General features: G+C 72.1%; 11 protein-coding genes. 7 read left to right on the top strand and 4 right to left on the bottom strand.

Annotation, left to right across the window (positions count from 1 at the left end; translation table 11 throughout):
- Positions 1 to 287: 287 nt before the first annotated feature.
- Positions 288 to 5,687, top strand: a complete 5,400-nt coding sequence (locus EXE59_RS08850) for a CHAT domain-containing protein (protein ID WP_168218455.1) — start codon at positions 288 to 290, stop codon at positions 5,685 to 5,687.
- Positions 5,684 to 6,841 (top strand): phospholipase D-like domain-containing protein, encoded by a 1,158-nt coding sequence (locus EXE59_RS08845; protein ID WP_168218454.1) that lies wholly within the window; start codon positions 5,684 to 5,686, stop codon positions 6,839 to 6,841. Before EXE59_RS08850 ends, EXE59_RS08845 begins: the two co-directional genes overlap by 4 nt.
- Before the next feature lie 188 nt (positions 6,842 to 7,029).
- On the opposite strand, the gene EXE59_RS08840 is transcribed toward EXE59_RS08845, so the two are convergent.
- The 3 genes from EXE59_RS08840 to EXE59_RS08830 are packed head-to-tail and all read right to left on the bottom strand — an operon-like array spanning position 7,030 to position 10,258.
- Positions 7,030 to 7,971, bottom strand: a complete 942-nt coding sequence (locus EXE59_RS08840; protein WP_210428939.1) for a carbohydrate ABC transporter permease — start codon at positions 7,969 to 7,971, stop codon at positions 7,030 to 7,032.
- The gene (locus tag EXE59_RS08835; RefSeq protein ID WP_135838575.1) at positions 7,968 to 8,915 is read right to left on the bottom strand and encodes a carbohydrate ABC transporter permease; all 948 of its coding nucleotides are present in this window, start codon (positions 8,913 to 8,915) and stop codon (positions 7,968 to 7,970) included. The genes EXE59_RS08840 and EXE59_RS08835 overlap by 4 nt, the downstream gene beginning before the upstream one ends.
- A gap of 14 nt (positions 8,916 to 8,929) precedes the next feature.
- A complete protein-coding gene (locus EXE59_RS08830) occupies positions 8,930 to 10,258 on the bottom strand; it encodes an ABC transporter substrate-binding protein (RefSeq protein ID WP_210428938.1) in 1,329 nt (442 codons plus the stop codon).
- A gap of 188 nt (positions 10,259 to 10,446) precedes the next feature.
- On the opposite strand from EXE59_RS08830, the gene EXE59_RS08825 reads away from it, so the two are divergent.
- The 5 genes from EXE59_RS08825 to EXE59_RS08805 all read left to right on the top strand — a co-directional run bounded on the left by EXE59_RS08825 (position 10,447) and on the right by EXE59_RS08805 (position 18,440).
- Positions 10,447 to 12,492, top strand: a complete 2,046-nt coding sequence (locus tag EXE59_RS08825; protein WP_135838574.1) for a beta-galactosidase — start codon at positions 10,447 to 10,449, stop codon at positions 12,490 to 12,492.
- Complete coding sequence (locus EXE59_RS08820) at positions 12,492 to 13,304, top strand: DeoR/GlpR family DNA-binding transcription regulator (RefSeq protein WP_135838573.1); 813 nt, start codon at positions 12,492 to 12,494, stop codon at positions 13,302 to 13,304. Before EXE59_RS08825 ends, EXE59_RS08820 begins: the two co-directional genes overlap by 1 nt.
- The gene (locus tag EXE59_RS08815; RefSeq protein ID WP_135838572.1) at positions 13,301 to 15,436 is read left to right on the top strand and encodes an alpha-galactosidase; all 2,136 of its coding nucleotides are present in this window, start codon (positions 13,301 to 13,303) and stop codon (positions 15,434 to 15,436) included. The genes EXE59_RS08820 and EXE59_RS08815 overlap by 4 nt, the downstream gene beginning before the upstream one ends.
- 71 nt (positions 15,437 to 15,507) lie before the next feature.
- Complete coding sequence (locus EXE59_RS08810; protein ID WP_135838571.1) at positions 15,508 to 16,146, top strand: class I SAM-dependent methyltransferase; 639 nt, start codon at positions 15,508 to 15,510, stop codon at positions 16,144 to 16,146.
- Between the two features lie 77 nt (positions 16,147 to 16,223).
- Positions 16,224 to 18,440, top strand: coding sequence for an MMPL family transporter (locus tag EXE59_RS08805; RefSeq protein WP_135838570.1), 2,217 nt, complete (start codon positions 16,224 to 16,226; stop codon positions 18,438 to 18,440).
- On the opposite strand, the gene EXE59_RS08800 is transcribed toward EXE59_RS08805, so the two are convergent.
- Positions 18,405 to 18,662 carry a hypothetical protein gene (locus tag EXE59_RS08800; protein ID WP_135838569.1) on the bottom strand — a complete coding sequence of 86 codons (258 nt, stop codon included), beginning with the start codon at positions 18,660 to 18,662 and terminating at the stop codon, positions 18,405 to 18,407. The genes EXE59_RS08805 and EXE59_RS08800 overlap by 36 nt on opposite strands.
- Between the last annotated feature and the right edge of the window lie 19 nt (positions 18,663 to 18,681).

Genomic DNA, 18,681 nt, shown 5'->3' with positions numbered 1-18,681 from the left:
CTCCCGCCCCGTGGGCGAGCCGATGACGGAGGACGACCTGTCCCCCGGCGCGCAGGGTGCGCTCGCCTGCGTGACTCCAGCGTGACTCGCCTGCGCTGGTCCAGACCGCGGCAGGACCGCGGTTGTCAGGCCTGAGCGGCGGGAGGACCGTGGAGGGGACGGCCGTTCACGTCTCGGGCCTCCGTGTCCGGGCCAGGGCCCGTCGACACCGGCGAGGGCCGGGTCACCCCGCCCCACCGGCACGGTGCCGCAGCGCGCTGACGGGGAGGGACCCAATGGTCGAGAGATTGACGGTTCGCGGTGAGGACGTCGAGCCTGCCGCGCGCGACGAGGTGGACCGCGACCTCGCCGACATCGGCTACCGCGTGGTCCGGCAGGTGTCGACCACGGACGCGTCACGCTCGCGCGGTGAGGCCGTCGAGCTGGACGTCGACGACCGCCACGTCCTGGAGGTCACCGACACCAACGGTGTCACCGCCTTCCTGACCGCCGAGGCCGCCGGCCGGGCCGCGCAGTCGCGCGGCGGGCGCCTCGACCTCGCCCTACCATCGGTCACGCGAGGCATGGGAACCGCGATCCGCGCGGTCGTGCAGAGCACGATCGGCGGCGACGTGGCCGAGCTCGGCCGGGAGGTTGCCGGCTTCGGCCTCGATGAGCTCCTCGACCCGACCGCCCGCGAGCTGGTGCGCAAGCTGGCCGAGCGGCTCGACCGGCCCAGCCATGAGACGTCCCGCGGGCACGCCCGCGACCGGGGCCTGTACGCGGTGAGCGACGACCTGCTCCTGCTCCCGGACAACCTCGACCCCGACATCGGTGCGCCCGACGAGCCCTGCCTCGTCCTTCTGCACGGGACCTTCTCCAACACCGAAGCCTCCTTCGGCGGGCTGCGCCAGCAGGGGACCGCGGACTGGGACCGACTGCTCGAGGAGTACCCCGGCCGGCTGCTGGCGCTCGAGCACCAGACCCTCTCGCAGACTCCGGTGCAGAACGCGCTCGACCTGGCGCGGGCCCTTCCCGACGGCGCCCGGTTGCACCTGCTGAGCCACTCGCGGGGCGGGCTCGTCGGCGAGGTGCTCAGCTGCGCGCTGTACGGCAACCCCTCCACGCTGGCCTACTCCCGCCGCCGACAGCAGGACCACCCCGACGTGCAGGCGTGGGACGACCTCCTCACCCTCCTCGAGCACAAGCACCTCTCCGTGGAGCGGTTCGTCAGGGTCGCGTGCCCCGCCCGCGGCACGCTCCTGGCCTCGCGCAAGGTGGACACCTGGGCGAGCTACTTCTTCAACGCGCTCCGGCTCGTGCCCGGCCTGGATGCCGCGGGCGTCCTCAGCGTCGTGAAGAAGGTCGTGCTGGTGCTGCTCGAGCAGCACCTCGACGTGCGGGCGGTGCCCGGCCTGGAGTGCATGGTGCCCGAGTCAGCGCTGGTCGCGACGCTCGCGGGCGTCGAGCGGCCCGTCGACGACGGCCTGCTCCCGGTGATGGGCGACGTGCAGGGCAAGGGCATCCTCGGCAAGATCGCCCTCGCCCTGCCCGACCTGTTCTTCTCAGGTGACCACGACCTGGTCGTGAACACCGATGCCATGGACGGCGGGATGCCCCGCAAGGACCGTACGGACACGGTGAGGCTGAAGCCCTTCCGCGGCCCGGAGCACACGCACTTCGGCTACTTCCGGACGCCGGCCTCGCGAGAGGCGATCCGTCGGGCGCTGGCACCGGACGTCCTGGCGTCGGCGGCCGGTGGCCGCGGCGGGGAGGCGAGCGCGACGACCATCCGTCCGAGCCGCGGCGACGTCGTCGATGGCCCGACCCTGGTGATCGTGCCGGACCTGATGGGCTCGGTGCTCTACGCAGCCGACGAGCCGGGGAGCGTCATCTGGCCGGCTCCCGGGGCGGTCGCACGTCGAGGCGTCGAGAAGGTGATCACGCCGGACGGTCCGGACGGACGCCCGCCGGACCTCGCAGAGCCCGACGGCTCGGCGCTTGCAGCCCCGTACGACGACCTGGTCAAGATCCTGCGCCAGACCTTCGTGGTCAAGGCGTTCCCCTGGGACTGGCGTCGTCCGCTCGGGCAGTCCAGCGCGCGGCTGCGCGCGCTCCTGGACGCGTTGCCCGCGAAGGACGACGACACGGGAGCCTCCCGGGACTGCCTGGTGCTCGGGCACGGCGTCGGCGCCCTGCTCGCCCTCGACGCCTGCGCCGGGACCTCACGTCGACCCGTGCTCCTCGACCCCGCCTTCGAAGGGCGTCCAGGGATGAACCGAAGGGCCGAGGGCGACGACGGCCTGACCCGGGCGCTCGCCCTCGTCGACGTGTCCACGACAGCTGCCGAGATCGGGCGGCGCCTAGCCGGGCTCGAGGCGTTCCGGGCACGCAGCGAGGGCCTCGTCGCCGCGCCCCTCCTCCGGCCGGACACACCCATGTTCGTGTGCGTCCACGACAACGCACACTCCGGGCACGGCCCGCTCGCGCGCCCGTGCCAGCACTACCTGAGTCGCGCCCCCGACGGTTCGATCCTGACGAGCCCGGAGGTGCTCCAGGACCTGCGGCGCCTCGCACTCGGCCACCGCCCCGTCGGACTCGTGGCCGGTCAACCCACTGTGACGCCCCCGGCCACCCAGCCCGTCGAGGCACCCGACCCCGGCGTGGTGCTCGACCCCGTCGAGGAGCCGGACCGTGAGCCCGCAGGCGCCGCACCGGACGCGGTCCATCCCCCGATGCTGTTCCCCACTGCCGACGAGCTCGCCCGGCTGGCCCTGGGAATCCGCGAGGACTCGGCGCGACAGCCGGTCAGCCTTCTGGTGCGGGTCACCCACGGCGACCTGCGGGTAGGCGACGGGCCGTGGATCGTGGGCGCGCAGGACGGCACGCCGATCGGTGGCGCCGAGAAGGCCCTCGACCAGCGCCTGGACGGGGCCCTGTCCACCCACCGCATCCTGGGCCAGTACCCGGGCTCGACCGGCACGATCCAGCTGTTCACCGGTCCTCACCTCGAGGGTGCGGCTGCTGCCGTCATCGGCATGGGCGCGCCCGGCGAGCTGACGCCCGGACAGCTGACCACGAGCATCACCCAGGCGGTGCTCCGCCTCGCGGCGGCAAACCTGCACGTCGGCCCGGTCGCCCGACAGGGCCGCGGCCAGCAGAGCCGCGGATTCGAGGTGTCCTGCGTCCTCGTCGGCACCGTCGGCTCCGGCGCGCTGCCGATCGACACGTCGGTGAACGCGATCATCACCGGTGTCCGGCGGGCCAACCGACGGCTGCGAGACCTGCGACGGACGCCCGACGAGGCGCCCCACGACGCGTGGGAGAGCCCGCCGGTCGTGGGCTCGCTCCAGCTCATCGAGCTCTACGAGGACCGTGCCGTGCTCGCCCTCCATGCCGCGACGAACCTGGCCCGCACCGACGGCACCACCGACGACGACGTCCTGCAGACGGTGACCGCGCTCCAGATCGGCACGGGCGGCCGCAAGGGGACGATGACCGCGGGCTACCTCGACGACCGCTGGCGCACCATCCGGGTCACCGCATCGGCTCCCGCCGCGCTCCAGCTCGGCTCCGTGGCGCCGGCGTCCCCGGACGCCGAGCGTCCGGGCGACTTGGTGGACCTGACCTTCACGGAGCTCGGCCGCAACGCTGGAGCGGAGACGACGGTCACCTCGACGCAGCGGCGGGTGATCGACCAGGTCATCCAGAAGTCGATCCACACCGACATGGAGGCCGGCGACCGCGCGCACAACACCCTGTACGAGCTGCTCGTGCCGCTCCACATGAAGGGGCAGGGAAGGCCGAGCGACAACATCATGTTCATCCTCGACGAGCACGCTGCGAGCCTGCCGCTCGAGATGCTGGCCACCCGCTCGTACGACGACGCCATCGTCCCCCTCGCCGGCGAGGTGGGCATCGTGCGACGCCTGGAGACGACCACCTTCCGGCAGTCGGTGCGGCCGGCGTCCGGGGACCGCGCGCTCGTGATCGGCGATCCCAGGGCGGTCGGCTGGCCCCCGCTGGCCGGCGCCCGGCACGAGGCCAACCGCGTGGCCCGGTCGTTGGAATCACACGGCTACGTGGTCGAGCGCCAGATCTCGGCCTCCGAGGAGGACGACTCCGTGTGCACCACCAGCATCCTCGACGCCCTCTACGCCCACGACTACCGCATCATCCACATCGCCGCGCACGGCGACGTCCGCCACGACCTGGCGCGCAGCGACGCGCGCGGACGACCGGGCGTCGTGATCGGACCAGGAGACTGGCTGACCGCGCTCGAGATCCAGCAGATGCAGACCACGCCCGACCTGGTCTTCCTGAACTGCTGCCACCTCGGCTCGGAGCTCGGTGCCTCGACACCCCCGGGAGCCGCACAGCAGTCCTCGGTCCGCGGCGGTCGGCCCGGGTGGCGACCCGACCGGTTCGCCGCAGGCATCGCGCGCCAGCTCATCGACAACGGAGTGCGCGGAGTCGTCGCGGCCGGGTGGGCCGTCTCGGACAGTGCCGCCGCCGTCTTCGCGACCACCTTCTACGAGGAGTTCCTCACCGGGCACGAGCTGGGTCCGGCCTCGCTGGCGGCTCGCAAGGAGGTGCTCAGGAGCGATTCGCGCACGTCCACCTGGGGTGCGTACCAGGTCTACGGGCCTCCTGCCCTCAAGCTGCCGGGCGAGACCGCCGCTCCGGGACTGCCTGAGCTGACCAACCCCAAGTCCGTGCGGGACCGACTCTCGAACCTCGCGCGTTCCTCCGCACGCCTGCCGTCGGGGGAACGGGACCGGCTCGACGCAGTCGCATCGATCGGCGAGAGCCTGCGCAAGGTCGTCAGCGAAGCCCCGCCGGAGTGGATCGACGGTGAGGCGCAGCAGACGATCGGGGAGATCTGGCGCAACCTCGGCTGCTACGCCGAGGCGATCGACTCCTTCCGCTCCGCGCTCGAGACCTGGAGCTCGGTGGCCGCCCTCAACGTCGTCGACCAGCTGGTGTCCGCCCACGTACGGTTGGGCGCCAAGCACGCTCGCAACGGCATGCGCAGGGAGGCGCGGGGGTGCTTCCGTCATGCCGAGCAGGTCCTCGACACGATGGACGTCCTCGCCAGGAGCGACGCCGACAAGCGCAAGGACCCTGAAGGCGCCCGTGCCGACGTGGCCAAACGACCCGAGCGCCTCAAGCTCACGGCCAACTACAAGCAGCACGAGCTGTGGCTGCACGTGCGGAGCGACACCGCCCTGCACGAAGCCTGGGATGCGTTCGCCCAGGCCGCCGACGCGTACGACCAGGCGCGCCGCCCGGACCGATACTGCCGGCTGGGCGAGCTCACCCTGCGATGGATCCGGTCCCAGCGCCCCGCGAAGCAGGTGCTGACCACCGAGCAGGACCTCGAGACCGTGGCCGAGCTGCTCCAGTCCGCCCGCCGGGAGCGCTGGTCGCCGAAGCCGTTCGCCCAGCTCGGCGCGGCCGACTGCCTGCTGGTGGAGGCGCTCCTGCGCACCCCTGTGGCCACGTCGATGTCCCCGCGGGAGCGCAATCAGTTCGCCGCGATCGCCTTCGACGTCACCGACGCCTACCGGGACGCGTTCCGCAAGGGGCTGAGCGAGCGCGAGCGGGCGTCGGTGACCGACTACCTCGACCTCCTGCAGCGCCTGCTGCCCGCGAGCAACGTCGCGCGGCAGCAGCTGCTGAAGGTCATCGCCGACGAGCTGACATGAGCGCCTTCGCCGACGGCAGGATCGAGGCGTACGTCGGGCCCGTCGAGCTCGGGGCGGCCGACGACCTCGAGGCGGTCATCACCGACTTCGTCGCCGGCGCCCGCTCCACCCTCGCCATCGCCGTGCAGGAGCTGGACAGCCCGGCCATCGCCCAGGCGATCCTCGACGCCAGCTGGCGCGGCGTACGTGTCGAGCTCTTCCTCGAGCAGGACTACCTGCGCTCGCCGCTCGTCGGCAACCCGCCGCGACCACCGGTCCCGCGTCCCGGCGAGACGGCCGCCGAGGCACTGCACCGCGTGCAGTGGCTGGAGGACGACACCGAGCTCGCGGAGAACCGGAGGATCCTCGCGGCGCTGCTGCGCTCCGACGTCCAGGTGCGCGGCGACTACAACCCGCGGATCTTCCATCAGAAGTTCGTGCTGCGCGACTACGACGGCCGCGCCCGGCCGACCTCGGCCCTGCTGTCCGGGTCGGCGAACTTCACCCTCACCGACACCCACCGCAACCTCAACCACGTCTTCGTCTTCCGCAGCGCCTTCGTGTGCCGCCAGTACCTCGCCGAGGTGGAGCAGCTGCGGGCCGGGTCGTTCGGGCGACGGATGCACGGGGACGTGCCCAAGGTCTACGACCTCGGCGGCGTCCCGGTGAAGGTCCTCTTCGCCCCGGACCACACGCCGGAGCTCGAGATCGTCAAGCAGATGCTCAAGGGCACCGAGGAGATCGTCTTCGCGATCTTCACCTTCGCCGGCTCCTCGGGGATCGACGACGCGATGCTGGCCCTGGCTCGCGGTGGCATGAAGGTGCGCGGCGTCGTGGACCGCACGCAGGCAGCGCACGACTGGGCGGCGCCGGCGTGGCTGGTCCACGACAACATCGAACTGTTCGTGCCACGGCGCTCCGGCGTCTTCTCGGGGCTGCGCAAGCTGCACCACAAGCTGATGGTGATCGACGAGCAGGTCGTCGTCGCCGGCAGCTTCAACTACACCGCGCCCGCCAACGAGTTCAACGACGAGAACATCTTCGTCATCGGCTCGGTCCACACCGAGGTCGAGGGCATCGAGGTCGCCGAGCAGCCGTGCCGGGTCGTCGCCCGGCACCTGAAGGCCGAGGTGGAGCGGATCATCGCCCTCAGCGAGCCGTGGACGCCCGGCTGAGCGCACGCCGCGCCGGCCGAGCGGTGCCACAGCCACATTCCGAGCGGACAGGACGTGGGTGGCTCACCCCTCCTCGGGCGAGTCCTTACGCCGCGCCGGCCGAGCGGTGCCACAGCCACATTCCGAGCGGACAGGATGTGGGTGGCTCACCCCTCCTCGGGACGATGCGACGCGCCGCCCCGCTGACCTCAGCCCTTCGTCGACCCGAGCGTGAGCCCCGAGACGAACTGCTTCTGCAGGGCGAAGAACACCACGAGCACCGGCAGCGCCACGATGATCGAGCCGGCCGCGACGAGGTTGGTGTCGGTGAAGAACTGACCACGCAGGTTGTTGAGCGCCGAGGTCACCGGCAGCTTGTTGCCCTGCTGGATCAGCACCGTCGCCCAGAAGAACTCGTTGTAGATCCAGGTCACCTGCAGGGTCGCGAGCGCGGCCAGCGCGGGGCGTACGAGCGGCATCGTCAGCTGCCAGTACTGGCGCCACACGCTCGCGCCGTCGAGCTCGGCCGACTCGTAGATCTCGTAGGGCAGCGTCTTCATGTAGTTGCTGAGCACGAAGGTGCAGAAGCCCATCTGGAACGCGGTGTTGACCAGGATCAGCGCCCAGAAGCTGTTGAGCATCGAGCCGGAGTCACTCATGAACAGCGGGAGCGGGATCTCGCGGAACATCCGGAACACCGGGATGAGCAGCGCCTGCGGCGGGAGCAGGTTGGCGGCGAGGAAGACGCCCAGCATGGTGAGGTTGAAGCGATAGCTGAACCTGGCCAGCACGAACGCCACCATCGAGGACAGCCACAGGGTGAGCAGCACGGCCGGGACGGTGACGAGCAGCGAGTTCTTCATGTGCAGCCCGAAGTTGCCGCGGGTCCATGCCTCCTCGTAGTTGGACGTGGTCCACCCGCCGAACGACAGGTAGCCGTTGGCCTGGGTGTACTCGTACTCGCGGAACGAGTTGACGAGCGCCCAGAGCAACGGGAACAGCCACGCGAGGGCGAGCAAGGCCACGATCACCGTGACGAGGACCCCGCGGGGCTTGCTCATGACGCCGCCCTCGACCCGCTTGGGCGGGGTGGACGTCGGGACGCGCTCGGGCGGCGTGGTGGCCACCATGACCGGGTCGTGGCTGCTCATCCTCGGCGCTCCTCACGGAAGACGTTGCGCAGGTAGACGGTGATGAAGACCGACGAGATCAACATCATGATCACGGCGAGCGCCGACCCGAAGCCGTACCTTGTCGCCTCGCCGACGACGTTCTGGGCGACCAGGGCGCCGATCAGCTCGAGGCCGTTGCGACCCTTGTTGACGACCCAGACGAGGTCGAAGGCGCGCAGCGACTCGATGACGACGATGACGATCACGATCATGTTGATCGGGCGCATCACCGGGAAGATCACGTGGAAGAACGTCTTCACCTCGCTCGCGCCGTCGACCGCCGCGGCCTCGCGGAGGCTGGCGTCGACGCCCTTCAGGCCGGCCAGGTAGATCAGCATGATGTAGCCGGTGTGTCGCCAGGCCGTGGCGACCAGCACTGCCCACAGGTTGATGTCGGGGTCGCCGTACCAGTCGACCTGCGAGCCGAAGATGTCGTTGATCAGGCCCTGGTCGCGCGAGTAGAACAGCTGCCAGATGAAGCCGATGAGGGCCAGGGACAGCACGACCGGCATGTAGAACGCGGTCTGGTAGATCCGGCTGCCGCGCATCTCCCGGTCGAGCAGGACCGCGAGGAACATCCCGAACAGGGTCGGCAGGAAGAACAGGAACGCCAGCCAGATGAGGTTGTGCTGGATCGCCGGCCAGAACGCGGGGTAGATCGTGACGATGTCGCGGTAGTTCTGGAAGCCGACCCACTCGATGGTGTCGAGGTCGCCGAAGCCGTTCCACTTGCCGAAGGACAGCACCACCGACAGCAGCGCCGGGACCCACACCAGCGCCACCACCAGCAGCAGCGGGATCGTCACCATCGTCACGACGGTGAAGCGGTCGCGACCCGGGAGCTTCTTCTCCCGGCCCTGTGGCGGTGCGACCGCCTCCTCGCCGGGCTTCGTCGCCCTCGGCGCCTCGTCGATGTGTGCCATGTCAGGTCCGGGTCTCAGCCGAAGATCGAGGCGGCCTGCTCCTGGATGCTGGCCGTGACCCCGTCGATGTCGTCGGGGTTCTTCAGGAACTCCTGGATCGAGGGGATCATCACCGTGTTCGCGAAGTCGGCGTTGGTGTCGCGGTCCATGAACTGGGCGATGTTGGCCGCGGCGCCGACGACCTCGGCGGACTTCTTCTGCAGGTCGCTGTAGGTCGAGGTGCTGGCGCCGGAGTTGGCTGCGATGAACGGGGCGTCGGCGGCGTTGTTGCCCGCGTCGGCTGCGGCGGCGCTCCCGAGCCACTTGGCCATCGCCTTGCCGGCATCCTGGTTCTGACCGGCCGCCGCCACGCAGAAACCGTCGATCGGGGCGTCGAGGGAGTCGGCGGGGATGGAGGAGTCGAGCTGGGGGAAGGTGAAGAAGTCGAGGTCCTCACCGTTCTCGCCGAGGGCGTCCACCACGAAGGTGCCGAGGAGGTACATGCCGCACTCGCCCTTGCCCATCGCGGTCGCGGCCTCCTGCCACGTACGACCGAGCGGGTCGGCCTGGTGGTAGGGCAGCAGCTGGCGCCAGGTGTCGAACACGAGCTTGACCTCGTCGCCGTCCCAGGCCTCCTCGCCGGCCATCAGGCTCATGTGGAAGTCGAAGCCGTTGAGGCGCATGTTGAGGATGTCGAAGGTGCCCATCGCGGGCCAGCCGTCCTTGTCGCCGAAGGCGAACGGCGTGACGCCCTTGCCCTGCATGTCGTCCATGAGGGCCATGAGGTCGTCGTTGGTCTCCGGCGGGGCCCAGCCGTTCTTCTCGAAGACGGACTTCCGGTAGAAGACCGCCCAGGGGTAGTAGCTGATCGGCACGAAGTACTGCTTGCCGTCGGGGGCGGTCGCGGCCTGCTTGAAGGAGTCGTTGAGCCCGTCGATGGGCCACTGGTCGCTCAAGTCGGTGATCAGCCCGTTCTCCGCGAACTGCGCCATCCGGAAGCCGGCGAACCAGGTGAAGACGTCGTCGGGGGTGCCCTGGAGGTAGGTGTTGATGCTCTCCTGGAAGGTGTTGTGGTCCACGGCGTTGAGCGCGACCTCGGTGCCGCTCTCCTCGGCGTAGGCGTCGGCGATCGCCTTGAGGCGGTCGTAGGCCGGCCCCGAGCCGGACGCCTCGTTGATGCCGAACTTCACGGTGGCGCCCTCGCCGGTGGCCGGCCCACCCGAGTCGCCGCCGCAGGCGGCCAGGGCGTTGGCGCTGCCGACGGCGAGGCCGCTGAGCGCGAGGCCACGGAGGACGGACCGGCGCGAGGCGGCCATGGTGGTGAGCGCGGAGCGGGGGATCGCGCTGGAGCGGGGCAGTGACACGGGGGCCTCCTGGACGAGCCGGATGGTGCAATCGGGGACAAAACCGAACAGGGATGGACAGCATGTGACGACTGACACAGGCCCGTCAACCCTTTCGGGTGCCGATTTCGCACCAGATCAAACATTTCCGAACCGTTTTCCCCCACAAAGCGTTGACTTCCGCCTGTGAGGGTCGACACAGTGGTCGCATGCCGACATCCCTGCCCGCACTGGCCTTCGGCGGTGACTACAACCCCGAGCAGTGGCCTGCCGCGGCTCACGCGGAGGACCGCGACCTGATGGGTGAGGCGGGGGTCGACCTGGTCACCCTCGCCGTCTTCTCCTGGGCCTGGCTCCAGCCCGGTCCGGACCAGTGGGAGTTCGGCTGGCTCGATCGCCAGATGGACGACCTGCACGCCGCGGGCGTCAAGGTCGACCTCGCCACCGCGACGGCGTCGCCGCCACCGTGGCTGACGCACCGCCACCCCGAGATGCTCCCGGTCACCGCGGACGGGCGCACGCTCTGGCCGGGCGGGCGCCAGTCGTTCTGCCCCAGCTCGCCCGTCTACCGCGAGCATGCCCTCGCGCTGTGCACGGCGATGGCCGAGCGCTACCACGACCACCCGGCGCTGGCCCTGTGGCACGTGTCCAACGAGCTGGGCTGCCACAACGCCCGCTGCTACTGCGACACCAGCGCCGCCGCGTTCCGGACCTGGCTGCGCGCCCGCTACGACGACGACGTGGCCCGGCTCAACCATGCGTGGGGCACCGCGTTCTGGTCCCAGCGCTACGACGACTTCGAGCAGGTGCTGCCGCCGCGCTCGGCGCCGACGCACGCCAACCCGACCCAGCAGCTCGACTTCGCCCGCTTCTCCTCCGACCAGCTGCTCGACAACTTCGTCGTCGAGCGCGACGTCCTGCACCGCCTCTCCCCCGGCGTGCCGGTCACCACCAACTTCATGGTGATGCGCCAGACGCCGCAGATGGACTACCTGCGCTGGGGCCGCGAGCTCGACGTGGTGTCCAACGACCACTACCTCATCGCCGCCGAGGACGACGGGCACCGCGAGCTCGCCTTCAGCGCCGACCTGACCCGCGGCACCGCCGGCGGGCGCCCGTGGCTGCTGATGGAGCACTCGACGAGCGCGGTCAACTGGCAGCCCCGCAACCGGGCCAAGCGGCCCGGCGAGATGATCCGCAACAGCCTGTCCCATGTCGCCCACGGCGCCGACGCGGTGCTGTTCTTCCAGTGGCGCGCCTCGCGTGCCGGCGCGGAGAAGTTCCACTCCGGGCTGCTGCCGCACGCCGGCACCGACACCCGCCAGTGGCGCGAGGTGGTGGAGCTCTCGCGCCTCCTCGACGCCGTCGAGGAGGTCTCCGGGAGCACGGCGCGCAACGACGCCGCGATCCTGTTCGACTACGAGGCGTGGTGGGGCTGCGAGCTCGACTCGCACCCGAGCACCGACGTGCACTACCGCGACCGGGCCGAGGACCTGCACCGGTCGCTGTCGGCCCGCGGCGTGGGCATCGACGTGGTTCACCCGAGCGCGGACCTCGCGGCCTACCGGCTCGTGGTGGTGCCCACCCTCTACCTCGTCAGTGATGCCACCGTCACCGCGCTGACCGCTGCCGCAGAGGCGGGCGCCACGGTGGTGATCACCTACTTCAGCGGCATCGTCGACGAGCACGACCACATCCGGCTCGGTGGCTATCCCGGCGCCTTCCGCGACCTGCTCGGCGTACGCACCACCGAGCTCATGCCGCTGCTCGCCGGCGAGACCGTACGGGTCGACGGACTCGGCGGCGACGCCGTCTCCGCCGACACGTGGGCCGAGGACCTCGAGCTGGCCGGCGCCGAGGCTGTCGCGTCGTACGTCGACGGTCCCGCCGCGGGACTGCCCGCGGTGACCCGACGGGAGGTCGGCGCCGGGGTCGCCTGGTACGTCGCGACCCGGCTCGACCGCGGCGGCACCGACCGGCTCGTCGACCGGCTGGTGGCGGAGACGCGGATCGGGACGCTGCCCGGCGCAGCGGACCTCGTCGAGGTGACCAGGCGGGTGGGCCGCGACGCGAGCTGGCTGTTCGTGATCAACCACGGCGACGCGCCCGCAGCGGTCGACGTCCACGGCACCGACCTGGTCACCGGACGCGACGTCACGGGCGACCTGGCCGTCCCGGCGGGCGGGGTGGCCGTGGTCCGGGAGTCCGCCCGGGAGTCCGCCCGCGCGGCTGCGGCGTCGGACGGGGGCAGCTGATGCTCGCCGCACAGCGCCGCAGCCGGATCCTGGCCGAGCTGAGCCGCGACGGCACGGTGCGCGTCACCGACCTCGTCGAGCTGCTCGGCGTCTCCGACATGACCGTGCGCCGCGACCTGGTCGCCCTGCACCGCGACGGGCTGCTGGAGAAGGTCCACGGGGGCGCGCTGGCGGTGGCCGAGCCGTCGTCGTCCGAGCCGGGCTTCGCCGCCAAGTCGGTGCAGCGGCGGCGCGAGAAGGAGGCGATCGCCCGGGCGGCCGCCGACATGGTGCACACCGGGATGGCCATCGCGGTCTCGGCCGGCACCACCACCCACGCGCTCACCGAGCACATCGCCCGCATCCCCAACCTCACCGTCGTGACCAACTCCGTGTGGGTCGCCGACGTCCTGCACCGCACCGGCGACGCCACCACCTCGGTGCTGCTGACCGGCGGCCTCCGCACCCCGTCCGACGCGCTCGTCGGCCCGGTCGCCGTGTCGTCCCTGCGCAGCCTCCACGTCGACGCGTTCTTCATGGGGGTGCACGGCATGGACGTCCGGGCCGGGTTCAGCACGCCCAACCTCCTCGAGTCGGAGACCAACCGGGCGATGATCGAGCGCTCGCGGCGCCTGATCGTGTGCGCCGACTCCAGCAAGTGGGGCGTCGTGGGCCTCAGCAGCATGGCCGCCCTGTCCGAGGCTGCGGTGCTGGTCACCGACTCCGGCCTCTCCGCCCACGCCAGCGGGGCGTTGGCCGACCACGTCGGGGAGCTGGTCGTCGTCGACACGGTCGACGACGAGGACGGGCTCGGCCCGACGGACGACGCATGAGCGCGCTCTCCCACGCTCCGGTCCACCTCACCCGTGCCGGTGTCAGCCTCGTGCTGGGCAGCGACGACCACGGCATCCCGGTCGTCCTGCACTGGGGTGCCGCGCTCGGCGACCTCGACGCCGCCGGCCTCGGCGCGCTGGCGACGGCACGCCGGCCCGGTGCCGCGCGCTCGGCGTACGACGGCTCCCGCACCACCGGACTCGTCCCCGACGGCGCCCGCGGCTACTCCGGCACCCCCGCCCTCGAGGGGCACCGCGTCGGCGGCAGCGCCACCGCCGCGGCGCCCAGCCTGGTCGACTGGGAGGTCCTCGCCGGGGACGCCGCGATCACCGCCACGTCCGACGACGACGAGGCGGGGTGGTCGGTGACGCTCCAGCTCGCGCTCGACGACGCCGGTCTGCTGCACGCCCGCACGTCGGTGACCAACACCGCCGACGGCGACCTCCACCTCGCCTCGGTCCTCACCGCGCTGCCGGTGGGCGCTCACGCGACGGAGCTGCTCGACCTGACGGGTCGCTGGTGCAAGGAGCGCACCCCGCAGCGGCACCCGTGGGTGCAGGGCACGCACCGCCGCGACGCCCGCCACGGGCGTACGGGCCACGACGCCACCCTGGTGATGGTCGCCGGCACCCCGGGGTTCGGCTTCGGCACCGGCGAGCTGTGGGCGGTGCACACGGCCTGGAGCGGCAACCACACCCACTACGCCGAGCGCACGCCCGAGGGCGAGGTCCTGCTCGGCGGCGGCGAGCTGCTCTCCCCAGGCGAGGTCGTGCTCGCACCCGGTGAGACCTACCGCGCGCCGTGGCTGCTGGGCTCGTTCTCGCCCGCCGGGCTCGACCCGATGAGCCACCGGTTCCACGCGCACCTGCGGTCGGTGACGCCGCGGTCGCGCACCGAGCGTCCGGTCATCGCGAACTCGTGGGAGGCGGTCTACTTCGACCACTCCCTCGAGCGGATCGCCGAGCTGGCCGACGTCGCAGCGTCGGTCGGGGTGGAGCGCTTCGTCCTCGACGACGGCTGGTTCCTGGGCCGGCGCGACGAGGATGCCGGGCTGGGCGACTGGACGGTCGACCCGGAGGTGTGGCCGCAGGGGCTGGGTCCGCTGGTCGACCACGTGCGTGGCCGCGGGATGGAGTTCGGGCTGTGGGTCGAGCCCGAGATGGTCAACCTCGACTCCGAGGCCGCCCGCGCCCACCCCGAGCGGGTGCTGCGCGGCCGCGCGGCCGTCCCGCCGGAGTGGCGCCACCAACAGGTCCTCGACCTGCAGGACGAGGGGGCGTACGCCGACCTGCGCGCCGCGCTCCTGGCGCTGCTCGACGAGCTGGACGTGGCCTACCTCAAGTGGGACCACAACCGTGACCTCACCGACGTCACCCACGACGGCCGCCCGGCCGTCCACGGCCAGACCCTCGCCACGTACCGGTTGCTCGACGAGCTGCGCGCGGCCCGCCCGGCCCTCGAGATCGAGTCCTGCTCCTCGGGTGGGGCCCGCGTCGACGCGGAGGTGCTGGCCCGCACCGACCGGATCTGGCCCAGCGACACCATCGACCCGCTCGAGCGGCAGCACCTCCAGCGGTGGACCTCGTTGCTGGTGCCCCCGGAGCTGATGGGCTCGCACGTCGGCGGCGCCACCGCCCACACCACCGGGCGCACGCACACCCTGCGCTACCGCGCCGCCACTGCACTGCTCCACTGGTTCGGCATCGAGTGGGACCTGTCGCGCCTCGACGGTGACACCCTCGCCGAGCTGCGGGAGTGGATCGCGCTGCACAAGCGCGTGCGCCCACTCATCGGCACCGGGACCCTGGTCCACCCCGACCACCCGGACCCGGCGGTGCTGGTCACCGGCGTCGTCGCCGAGGACCGCGCGGAGGCGTGGTACGTCGTGGCGACGGTGGCTGCCACCGCGACGCAGCACGCCGCGCCGCTGCGCCTGACCGGGCTAGACCCCGACCGTCGCTACCGGGTCACCGAGGAGATGCCCCGCGGGCCCGGCGGCGCCGACCTGACCGGGGCCTGGTCCGCGCACGGCACGGAGTCGACCGGCCGGGTGCTCGCCATTGTCGGCGTCGCCCTGCCGGTCCTCCACCCGGAGGAGGCCCGGGTGCTGCGGCTGGTGGCCGTGGGCTGAGGTGGTCGTGCGGCGGTCCCCCGCCGGCCCCGGCGGCTCCCCGCCCGCCCCCAGCGGGCCTACCCTGAAGCATGGACGCACGCGCGTGGGACGATCGGTACGCCGCCAGCGAGCTGGTCTGGTCGCGCGAGCCCAACCAGTTCGTGGCCGCCGAGCTCGCTGACCTGCCTCCGGGCCGCGCCGTGGACCTCGCCGCCGGCGAGGGGCGCAACGCCATCTGGCTCGCCTCGCGTGGCTGGTCGGCCACCGCCGTCGACTTCTCGCAGGTCGCGCTCGACAAGGGCGCCCGCCTCGCGGGAGACCTGGACGTGACATGGGTGTGCGCCGACGCCACGACCTGGCAGCCGCCGACGCCGGTCGACCTCGTGGTGGTCGCCTACCTCCAGGTCCCCGAAGCGGACCGGAGACGGGCGGTGCGGAGCGCGGTCGGGATGCTGCGCCCGGGCGGCACGTTCCTGCTCGTCGCGCACGACTCGACCAACCTGGCCGACGGCACCGGCGGCCCGCAGGACCCCGCCGTCCTGATGAGTGCCGAGGACGTCCTCGGCGACCTCGAAGGGATCGACGTCGAGGTGCTGCGCGCCGAGCGCGTCGCCCGGGAGGTCGCCATCGAAGACCCGCACGGTGGCGAGCAACGGCGTACGGCCTGGGACTGCCTGGTCCGCCTGGTCCGGGCGAGTGCTCCGACGACGGAGCCCTCCCGGCCCTAGGGACCATCCGCGCTGGCTCGCGACCAACTTTTGCTCGTTCATCGCCAGAACCGGCTGACGTGGCTACAGTCACGCTCGTGCTCGACGACCTCGGACGCCTGCTGCAGCGACGGCGACACTGGTTCCTCGGCACGTGGGCCGCCCTCGTCGTGCTCGGCGCCGTGCTCGGCGGGTCCGTCTTCGACGCCGCGGAGTCCCCCGACACCTCACGCGGCGACTCGGAGTCCGCCCAGCTGGAGCGACGGCTCGAGGCCGTGGACCCCGAGGTCGAGCTGGTGGTCGCCGTGTTCTCCGGCGCCGACATCTACGGCGTCGACGTCATCGGCCAGGCCGGCGACGTGATGTACGAGGTCCGTGAGCTGCCCGACGTCGTCGAGGTCCGCGACCCGTGGACGACGGGAGCGCAGGACCTCGTCAACGCCGACCGGTCCGGCACCACCGTCACCGTGGAGATCGACCCGACCGTCGACCGCGACCGCGCCCTGGCCGCGGCGGAGCGGGTCGACGAGACGCTGCGCCGGGTCGCGATGCCCGAGGTGCTGGTCGGCGGACCGCTGCTCGCCGAGGAGGCGTTCGCCGATCAGGCGATCCAGGACGCCGCCCGCGGCGAGGGCGTCGCGATAGTCGTCCTGCTCGGGGTCCTCGCGCTCGTGCTCGGCGGCCTCGTGGTCGGCGCCCTCCCCGTGGTCACGGCCCTCGGCGCCGTCTGCCTCTCGCTGCTCGCGCTGGCCGGGCTGGCCCGGCTCACGCCGGTCAGCGAGTACGCCGTCAACGTCGTCACGCTCCTCGGCCTCGGCCTCGCGGTCGACTACGCACTGCTCGTGCTGGGGCGCTTCCGCGAGGAGCGGGCCGCAGCCTCCGGGCGTACGGCCGGCGCCGAGGAGCCGGCTGCGGTCCTGGGGCGGACGCTGGCCACCGCCGGACGCACCGTCCTCGTGTCGGGGCTGACCGTCGGCACCGCCCTCGCCGGGCTCCTGCTGCTGGGTGACCCGGTGCTCTCCCCGATGGCGGTCGGCGGGCTGGTCGCGGTCGCGGCCGCCACCTTGTCCGGGCTCACCCTCGCCCCGGCGCTGGTCGCGGTAGCCGGGTCGCGCATCCCGGCGCCGGCGCCGGGCCGGGTGCTCGGCGGCACCCCCAGCGCCCACGCACTCCTCCCCCGCCTCGCCCGGGTCGCCCAGCGCCGGCCGTGGCCGGTCCTGCTGGCGTGCACCGCGCTCCTGCTGCTGCTGGCCTGGCCGCTGCTCTCGCTCGACCTGCGCAACTCCGACGCCCGCTCGCTGCCCCGCGACAGCGAGCCACGCCTCGCGCAGGCCGCGATCGAGGACCGCTTCCCCGAGCAGGCCCCGACCCCGATCACGGTGCTCGTCGACGCGGAGTACACCTCGCAGGAGACCGCTGACGCGATGGCCGGCCTGGTCGGCATCCCCGGCGTGGCCGACGTGATGCTGCTCGACCCGATCCCCGGCGACGTGAGCCAGGTGCTGGTCCATCCCGAGCCCGACGCCGCCGGGGACTACGACGGCCCCGACGGCCAGGAGCTCGTACGCCGGCTGCGCGCCGCCGACCTCGGCTCCGACGTGCTGGTGGGCGGCCCCACCGCCGAGCTGGTCGACACCCGCGACGCGCTCGCCGACCGGGCGCCGGTCGCCGTGCTGGTCGTCGCGCTCCTGACCGCCCTGCTGCTGGGGCTGCTCACCCGCTCGGTCGTCGTTCCGGTCAAGGCCGTCGCGATGAACCTGCTCTCCCTCGGCGCGACGCTCGGCGTGGTGGTGGCCGTCTTCCAGTGGGGCTGGGGATCATCACTGCTCGGCTTCGACTCCTGGGGTGCCCTGGACGTGACGACGCCGCTCCTGCTCTTCATGTTCGCGTTCGGGCTGTCGATGGACTACCACGTCTTCCTCGTCGCCCGGATCCGCGAGGCGTGGGACGACGCCCACACGACCCGTACGACGCGCAGGCGGGGGCGTACGCCCGACCCGCGCGCGCTCAGCGACCGCGCCGTGCTGACCGGCATCACCGCGTCGGGCCCGGTCGTCACCCTCGCCGCGGTCGCGATCGGGATCGTGTTCCTCGGGTTCGCCGTCGGCGAGCTCGTCGCGGTGAAGGAGATCGGCGTCGGGATGACGGTGGCCGTGCTCATTGACGTGACGCTCGTGCGGGGGCTGCTCCTGCCGGCATCCATGACGTTGCTCGGCGGGTGGAACTGGTGGCTACCGGGACGGTCCGGGTCGGGTGACCCGGAGCGGGCGGACGCGCCCTCAGCGCTCGTCGGTCGTGGCGGACGGGCCCGATGAGTCCGAGGCGTCCGAGTCCTCGGTGCGCTGGACGGGCTCGTCGCCGTAGACGCCGGCGTCCTTGGCCGCCTGGGCCTTGCGCAGCTGCTTGACCAGGCTGAACGCGATCACGACCACCGCGAGGATCATGAAGATCCAGACCGCGAAGCCCAGCGGACCGGCCTTCACCTCGGTGGGCTCGGGCGTCGGGTCTTGGACCAGGACGATCAGCAGGTCGAGCATGCCCCCATCCTCCCACTCC

Source organism: Nocardioides eburneiflavus, assembly GCF_004785795.1.
In the GTDB taxonomy this organism is placed as follows: domain Bacteria; phylum Actinomycetota; class Actinomycetes; order Propionibacteriales; family Nocardioidaceae; genus Nocardioides; species Nocardioides eburneiflavus.
Note: the sequence above shows the minus strand (reverse complement) of the source record. Positions and strands in the feature narration are given on the sequence as shown.